Source organism: Alteromonas sp. DY56-G5 (genome assembly GCF_041414725.1).
Lineage (GTDB): Bacteria > Pseudomonadota > Gammaproteobacteria > Enterobacterales > Alteromonadaceae > Alteromonas > Alteromonas macleodii.
Map to the genome: position 1 here is coordinate 1 of NZ_JANHZQ010000117.1, position 1293 is coordinate 1293.

At 41.7% G+C, this 1293-nt stretch carries 1 protein-coding gene; it reads right to left on the reverse strand.

Annotated elements, in window-relative coordinates; all coding sequences use genetic code 11:
* Positions 1-35: 35 nt before the first annotated feature.
* Positions 36-1240, reverse strand: a protein-coding gene (locus tag NO989_RS21780; protein WP_145912133.1) for an IS3 family transposase whose coding sequence is annotated in 2 segments (ribosomal slippage) — positions 36-868 and positions 868-1240 — 1206 coding nt in all. Because the reading frame shifts where the segments join, the coding sequence is not laid out codon by codon here.
* Positions 1241-1293 lie beyond the last annotated feature (53 nt).

The window sequence follows — 1293 nt, forward strand, 5'->3', positions numbered from 1 at the left end:
TGACTAGTCCTGAAATAGGTTGACACTTATTTCGGTTAAAACGCCCGATGTATTTCATCGGGCGTTTTGTATTTAAGGGCCAGATGTGGCCGCCTACCATTATAGATTGCTACTGATTCTGCAACCATCTTTCTCGCTTCTTCTAAATCTCTTGGCTTATGGAGTAAGTATTCATTTTTAAGAATACCGTTTATCCGCTCAGCAAGGGCGTTTTGATAGCAATCGTAGCCATCTGTCATTGAGCACTGTACATCATGTTTTCTATGGAGTTTTTGATACTCTTCTGAGCAATACTGTATACCTCTGTCAGAATGATGTACGAGTTTTTCGTTTATACTTTTTTGTTTAAGTGCTCGAGTAAATGCTTGCTTTACTGACTGCGTTCGCATGTTATCGTCAACCTGATAGCCCACAATCTTCCGAGAATAAGCATCTGTAATGAGACTCACATAACTCTCTCCACCTCGCGTCGGTAAGTATGTGATATCTGCTACCCATAGCTGATTGGGTTTATCGGCTTTTAACCCCGCTTTAATGAGGTTGGGATGACAGCGGAACCGATGATGACTATTGGTTGTTTTGTGATAGGCACGCTTTGTCGGCACCAGTAGACGCCTTTCTCTTAGTAAATTAAAGAGATGATCCCTACCAATATCTATTTTTACGAGCGCAAGAAGATACTGTAGTTTCCTAGTGCCGATGCGAGGTTGAATCATTCGCTCATGACGTACGAATTGAATGACTCTAGCCTCATGCTCTTCGCGCTTGATTGAACGAGCACAATGTTGGTAATAGGCCTGACGAGAAATATTCAGATAACGACAAGCTTTGGCTACGGAAACCCCGTCTATCACTTTTTCCTGGATGACTTTCTTTTGCGCTTTTTTACAACGCTTACTCCATAATCAGTTTCAAGAACATTCACGACGGCTTCGAAGAAATCAGCTTTCATTTTCGTATCAGCAAGCTCTTTCTCCAGAGCCTTAATACGCTGTTCTGGAGTAAGCTCTACTTTGGACTTATCCACGCAGTTACCTCGTTTAAGAAGCTTAGGTGTACCATACGTCCAATTTAGACGACCATGCTTACGAAGCCAAACTAAAACCGTTGAACACCCCTGAATTCCGTAGTGCTCTTGTGCTTGTTTATATGTGAATTCGCCTTTTTCAACTTGGTCTACAACGGCCAGTTTAAAAGCGAGGGAATAATCGCGTTGAGTTCTTTTGCTATTTGATTTCATTACACTCTCCAAATTAAGTTTGAAAAGTGTCAACGCTATTTAGGATGGGTCAT